General features: G+C 33.8%; 5 protein-coding genes. All 5 read left to right on the top strand.

The genetic code is table 11. The features are described from left to right. Positions 1-622 precede the first annotated feature (622 nt). The 5 genes from H8R24_RS17340 to H8R24_RS17320 all read left to right on the top strand — a co-directional run bounded on the left by H8R24_RS17340 (position 623) and on the right by H8R24_RS17320 (position 6,732). On the top strand, positions 623-1,465 hold the full coding sequence (locus H8R24_RS17340) for a DUF3347 domain-containing protein (protein ID WP_187021574.1): 843 nt from the start codon (positions 623-625) through the stop codon (positions 1,463-1,465). A gap of 63 nt (positions 1,466-1,528) precedes the next feature. Then, positions 1,529-3,781, top strand: a complete 2,253-nt coding sequence (locus H8R24_RS17335) for a multicopper oxidase domain-containing protein (protein ID WP_187021572.1) — start codon at positions 1,529-1,531, stop codon at positions 3,779-3,781. Positions 3,782-3,850: 69 nt separating this feature from the next. Then, on the top strand, positions 3,851-4,582 hold the full coding sequence (locus H8R24_RS17330) for a hypothetical protein (RefSeq protein WP_187021570.1): 732 nt from the start codon (positions 3,851-3,853) through the stop codon (positions 4,580-4,582). A 40-nt stretch (positions 4,583-4,622) separates the two neighbouring features. Next, the gene (locus H8R24_RS17325) at positions 4,623-4,892 is read left to right on the top strand and encodes a hypothetical protein (protein ID WP_187021568.1); all 270 of its coding nucleotides are present in this window, start codon (positions 4,623-4,625) and stop codon (positions 4,890-4,892) included. 109 nt (positions 4,893-5,001) lie between these two features. Further along, entirely contained in the window at positions 5,002-6,732 is a 1,731-nt protein-coding gene (locus H8R24_RS17320; RefSeq protein ID WP_187021566.1) for an ATP-dependent nuclease, read from the top strand. The last annotated feature ends 94 nt before the right edge of the window (positions 6,733-6,826 follow it).

Below are 6,826 nucleotides of genomic sequence, written 5' to 3'. Positions count from 1 at the left end.
CGTTTTTTATTCGTATTTTCGTATAGCCAAAAATAATCGTCTTCGAAGTCCGCAACAGACTACAAGCGTAGACCGTTATATGATACCCTTGAGCTACACGAACCGTTGAAAAAATCCTGCTAAAAAATTAACATAATATTTCAAAATTACGCCTTATATTTGCTAAATGAAAAAACGGTTACACATAATAATTATAATTCTAACAATTGGCTTCTTTTTGTCGCCAACGTTAAGTTATGCGTGTGGCACTAAAACCGAAAAATCGTGTTGCAAAAAAGAAACTTCATCTAAAACAGAGAAAAAAAACTGTTGCAATAATCACTCAAAAAACAAAGACAATAGTTGCGGAGGAAAATGCGGGCACTCAAACTGCACAACTTCATCAGTAAATTTCAGTATAGTTTCGTACAACGATATTAAATTCAACACAAATAATTTTGATTTTTCTCTCCAAAAACAAAACTTCTATTACTCAAAAACCAATATTTCATCTGGTTTTACTTCCATTTGGCTCATTCCTAAAATAGGCTAAATACTTTTTTGACAGCCATAAAACCGTCAAACCAAAAGCAAATACTTTGCTTAAAACAATTATTATTTACAAAAATTAAATATTATCACAATGAAACTAATATCAAAAATATTGGTAGCAATTACTGTATTGTTATCATTCACATCGTGCGAGGCACAAATTAAAAACGCAAAAACAGAAACTGTAAAAATCTACGGCAACTGTGATAAGTGCAAAAATAAAATCGAAAAAGCAGGAAATATAAAAAGTATTGCCAAAGTAACTTGGGACGACAAAACCCAAATAGCAACCTTAATATATGATGCTAAAAAAAACAATCAAGACGAAATACTTAAACGTATTGCATTAGTAGGTTACGACAGTGATAAATTTCTTGCTCCAGACAAAACCTATTCTAAATTAGACAAATGTTGTCAATACGATAGACCAAAAAAAGAAATCGTAAAAACAGAAACCCCAAAAACAGAAATGACTGGAATGACAATGACCGAAAATCAAGAAGCATCACAACTAAAACCAATTTTCGACAATTATTTTACTCTAAAAGATGCGTTAGTAAAAACAGACGGAAACACAGCATCGGCAAAAGCAAAAGAATTGATTTCAGCAATTAATGCTGTCAAAATGGAAACTTTAAAAATGGACGAACATATGGCGTGGATGAAAGTTGTGGCAAACCTAAAAGAAGATGCCGAACATATTTCAGATACAAAAGATGCAGGACATCAAAGAGACCATTTCGCAACGCTATCAAAAAGCGTTTACGAATTAATAAAAGTTTCCAAACAAGATACGCCAACATATTTTCAACATTGCCCAATGGCAAACGACGGAAAAGGTGCCGATTGGTTAAGCAAAGAAAACACAATCAAAAACCCTTATTTCGGTTCAATGATGTTGAGTTGCGGAAAAACAGTTGAAACTATCAAATAAATTTAATTTGGCGAAGCCCAAAAAGGCTTCGCCTTTTTTATTCAATTAATTCAAACTATCAAAATGAAAAATGAAAAAATAAAAAACATACTATTATTGCCTACGGCAATAATAGTATTGTTTCTTTCTCAATCAGTTTTTGCCCAAAAAATCGTTCGTTACGATTTATATGTGCGTGATACCATCGTAACTTTTGGCGACAAACCAAAACACGCAATTGCTGTAAACGGACAAATTCCAATGCCAACACTCACATTTACCGAAGGCGACATTGCAGAAATCTATGTACACAACGAGTTAAACGAAGAAACATCTATGCACTGGCACGGCTTATTTTTACCAAATCAATATGATGGCGTTCCGAATTTGACACAAATGCCAATAAAACCGCACACAACATTTTTATACAAATTCCCAATAATCCAACACGGTACACATTGGTATCACAGCCACACAGGACTGCAAGAACAAATCGGAATGTATGGCTCTTTCATTATGAACAAACGAGCAGACGACCCAACTTTCAGAAAAGGAATTGACGATTTGCCAACCGTTCCAATCATTTTAAGCGAATGGACGGATATGAAACCCGAAAACGTACACCGAATGTTGCACAACGCTTCCGATTGGTTCGCCATTCAAAAAGGCACAACCCAAAGTTATGCCGAAGCCATAAAAAGCGGAAACCTCAAAACCAAAGTAACCAACGAATGGAAACGAATGAACGCAATGGACGTGAGCGATGTCTATTACAATAAATTTCTCATCAACGGACAAAACGAAAGCCAACTTTCGCAATTCAAAAGTGGCGACAAAGTACGTTTACGAATATCAAACGCAGGAGCATCAACCTATTTTTGGCTAACCTATGCAGGCGGAAAAATTACCGTAGTTGCCAACGATGGTAACGATGTCGAACCTGTCGAAGTCGATAGATTAATCGTTGCAGTTTCCGAAACCTACGATGTTATAGTAACAATTCCAGCCAATAAAACCGCTTACGAATTTTTGGCAACTTCCGAAGACCGCACAAAATCCGCATCAGTATATATAGGAGAAGGAGTTAAACAATTAACCGAGCCTTTGCCAAAACTAAAATATTTTGACGGAATGAAAATGATGAACGGAATGATGAAAATGAACGGAGATTTAGACGATATGGGAATGAGTATGTCATACAACCAAATGGATATGAATGTAGTTATGTACCCAGAAATTACAGGCGAAGCAAAACCCAAAACCGATAAAATGGACGGTATGAAAATGACCGAAGACGATTACAACAGCAATAAACTTTCAGACATTGTAACCCTAAATTACGCAATGTTAAAATCGCCAACCAAAACAACGCTTCCAAAAGATGCACCAATAAGAGAACTAAAATTTGAACTTACAGGCAATATGAACCGCTATGTTTGGAGTTTAGACAACAAAGTAGTTTCCGAAACCGATAAAATTCTAATCAAAAAAGGGGAAAATGTACGCATAACAATCTACAACGGCTCAATGATGCGACACCCAATGCACTTGCACGGACACGATTTTAGAATAATAAACGGTCAAGGCGACTACGCACCACTCAAAAACATCATTGATATTATGCCAATGGAAACCGATGTTTTAGAATTTAACGCCAATGTCGAGGGCGATTGGTTTTTTCATTGTCATATTCTCTACCATATGATGAGCGGAATGGGCAGAGTTTTTACTTACGAAAACCAAGCACCAAATCCATTAATTCCAAATCCAAGATTGGCACAACGCAAACTTTTTGCCGACGATAGAAAATTTCATTTTATGGGAGAAAATGATTTTGCAACCAACGGAAACGATGGCGAAGCAATGTATCAAAGCACACGATGGAGCATTGGAACAGAATGGCGCTTGGGTTACAATGACCATCACGGTTACGAAACCGAAACGCACATTGGACGATATATTGGAAAAATGCAATGGATAATGCCATTTATAGGTTTCGATTGGCGATACAGAAAAATGGAAGATGGCGAAATAGAAAAAAACCTTTTTGGGCAAGAAAGCACCAAAGATATTCGTTCTGTTTTTAGTGCAGGTATAAACTATACATTACCAATGCTAATTGTAGCACAAGCCGAAGTTTTTACCGATGGAAATTTAAGATTACAATTTGAACGAAAAGACATTCCAGTTTCCAAACGCTTACGAATGAGTTTAATGTGGAATACCGACAAAGAATATATGGCAGGATTGCGTTATATAATCAAACGAAACATTGGTATTACAACACATTACGATAGTGATATGGGAATAGGTTTTGGAGCAAGTTTTAATTATTAACACAAACTTCTTACAAAAATATTTTTTCACTATTTTTGATAAATATTAATCAACTAAAAAACTAAAAATATGGCTTCTACATCAGAAACAGGACACGCAAAAAACGTAGCAAATCTTCAAGATTTAATTTCATTCGTAACAGGTTACGGAGCAACCTACAACCCAACAAAAAACGTATTAAAGTTGCCACAACTTAACGCATTAGCCACAGCATCGCAAACAAGTTTAGCCGATGTTGTAACTAAAAACACAGCTTACAATAATAAAGTAAACGAAAGAGTAAACGCTTTCAGCGGTTTAAAAGCATTATCAACTCGATTAGTAAACGCATTAGAAACCACCGATGCAACAGCACAAATGGTAAAAGATGCAAAAGGTTTTAACCGCAAGTTGCAAGGCAAAAGAGCATCGACTGCTACAACGCCTATCGACCCAAACACACCAGCACCAGCAACAATTTCAACAAGTCAGCAATCGTATGACCAACAAATACAACATTTGTCAGGTCTAACTTCTGTTTTACAATCAGAGCCAAGTTACGCACCAAACGAAACAGCTTTAGCAATTGCAACGCTTACAACATTGCAAGCCGACCTAACCGCCAAAAACAATGGAGTTGCAACTGCATATACAAATATCAGCAATTCAAGAATTGCAAGAAACACTACATTATATGCAGACAGTACAGGATTAGTAGAAATAGCAACCGAAGTAAAGAAATACATCAAATCACTTTACGGAGCATCAAGTCCAGAATTTGCCCAAGTAAAAGGAATAGAATTTAAGAAAGCAAAAAAATAACATAACCCAAAACAGAAAAGTACAACCCACTTTTAAGATTATGCAAACCGCAAAAAGAAATATACTAAACGCAGAAAGAATTGTTTGCTCCGCAAACAAACTTATTGCTACCGCAATAAGATTTATCTTCTTTGCGTTTAGAATTATTTCAACCGCATTTAGAATTATTCAATCCACAGAAAGAAATATGACTTACGTATTTAGAAATATAGCTTCCGCAAACAGAATAATGGCAACCGCTAATTGGAATGAAAAAAAAGGGCATCATATAACAGCGGTTTCCCAAAATGTGGGCTTTGGTGCTTTCTGAATGTTAGTTTTGTACTTGTAAAATTTAGTGATTAACCGAAAGTTAAGGCTTATCAAGTCCCACACTTCGGGAAGCCACGAGACGTTATGCGATATTTTAAACCAAAACTATGTCTGAATTACGAATTAAAAAATTAATGATTGCAAATTATAGGTCCTTTAAGGAGCGTGTCGTATTTAATTTCCCCAATAACGACTACTTAAAACCTATCTCAATTATTGGTTATAACAATAGTGGAAAAACAAATATGCTTAACGCAATTCTGTATTCTATCGGTTATAAATACACCACTAAAGAAACTTTCACAATTAATGATTTTTATAATAGACAAATTGACAATGTCCCAAATATCGGAATTCTATTAGAAAGTTCAATAGAAAACAAATTTGATGGCAGGCAAGCAAATTTAAACGGTTATCAGCAATTAGAAATTCAAATAGATGGTATTGAAATTGAAGGTGCGAAATTTAAAAGTCTTGATCCAACAGGACAACACGAAAATTGGCAATCTTTTGGCGCACTAAAATATTATAATGTATTCTACATTAATTTTCACAATATAAAAGAGGAAATAAAAACAAAGAAAACAAGTTGGGGTAATTTATCAACATTCTTAGCAAAACACATCCATAAATTAGTTGAAACGGATTCTATCTTAGTTGATAAAAAAGTAGAATTTGACAGGCAGACTAAAGAAGCAACAGAAAATGTATTAAGAGACTCTCTTCTGCAAAGTTTTATCGAAAAAATTAGATTCAACTATAGCACCAATTTAAGAAATAATGATTGTCATGTTGAATTTGGATTGCCGAATTATGAAGATATATTTCTACAAATGTTATTCAAAATTGGTTTAAATGGAAATTCTGAAAATTTAATACCAATCGAGCAATTTGGAGATGGCTTTATTTCCATGTTTGTAATGGCCGTTATCCAAGCAATTGCCGAAACAAATACCGAAGATAAGTGTATATTTTTATTTGAAGAACCCGAGAGTTTTTTACATGAAAACCATCAAGAATATTTTTATAAAATGGTTTTATGTCCGTTGGCTAATAAAGGTCATCAAGTTATTTACACAACTCATTCTGATAAGATGATTGATATATTTGATACGAAAAGCATCATAAGGTTAGAATTTGATGAAAATGAAAAAAGAACAGTTTGTAAATATAATAATACTGAGGAAGAACCAAATTTTGAAAATATTGTACAAATAAATAACTTTAATAGTTACATAAAATCTATTGAACCAAACCTAAACAAAATTCTATTCAGTAGAAAAGTAATTCTTGTCGAAGGCCCAAATGACCTACTTTGTTATACACATGCTTTTGAAAAAACAATCTATGAAATTACAGGAGATTACAATTTTTCTAAAGCATATCTAAATTTTAGAAATATTTCTATTCTTCCGCATCACGGAAAAGCCACTGCCTTATACTTATTAAAACTATGTAAGCATTTTGGTCTAGATTATTTCTTGATAAATGACTTAGACATGGAAATTGACATCATAGAAGAACTGAATAATTTTGGAGAAATAACTGAATTGCAAGAAAGTGATTTATATTTATTAGATGAATTTGAAAACAGAAATTCTACATCCAAAGGAATAATCACAACAAATTTTAACTTATTAAAAAGCGCAGGAATAGAAAAAATTCATTTTAATATTCCAAAACTTGAAGGAGTTATTGGTTATGAAAGTAATGATAAAAACAGTTTAAATATATGGAACCGACTGCAAGAAATTGAAGTTTTTGGAATTGATTTCCTTCCAGAAAGTTTGACTAGCTTTTTAGAATTAGATTCAATAACAGAAATTGCGGACTTATAAAAAAACATCACATAACCGCTGTTTTGATATAGCTGGAATTTAGTGGAATTATCGTTTCGCATCAAGTTTTCGTTAAGCCGAAAATTGAGCGGTT

Source organism: Flavobacterium muglaense (assembly GCF_014305155.1).
Lineage (GTDB): Bacteria > Bacteroidota > Bacteroidia > Flavobacteriales > Flavobacteriaceae > Flavobacterium > Flavobacterium muglaense.
The sequence above is the reverse complement of the archived record's forward strand: the minus strand, read 5'-3'. Positions and strand labels throughout refer to the sequence as shown.

Bases quoted from the DNA above. Each gene is read 5' to 3' on its own strand.
- H8R24_RS17325 (WP_187021568.1), top strand. From the start codon at position 4,623: ATGCAAACCGCAAAAAGAAATATACTAAACGCAGAAAGAATTGTTTGC.
- H8R24_RS17340 (WP_187021574.1), top strand. From the start codon at position 623: ATGAAACTAATATCAAAAATATTGGTAGCAATTACTGTATTGTTATCA.
- H8R24_RS17320 (WP_187021566.1), top strand. From the start codon at position 5,002: ATGTCTGAATTACGAATTAAAAAATTAATGATTGCAAATTATAGGTCC.
- H8R24_RS17335 (WP_187021572.1), top strand. From the start codon at position 1,529: ATGAAAAATGAAAAAATAAAAAACATACTATTATTGCCTACGGCAATA.
- H8R24_RS17330 (WP_187021570.1), top strand. From the start codon at position 3,851: ATGGCTTCTACATCAGAAACAGGACACGCAAAAAACGTAGCAAATCTT.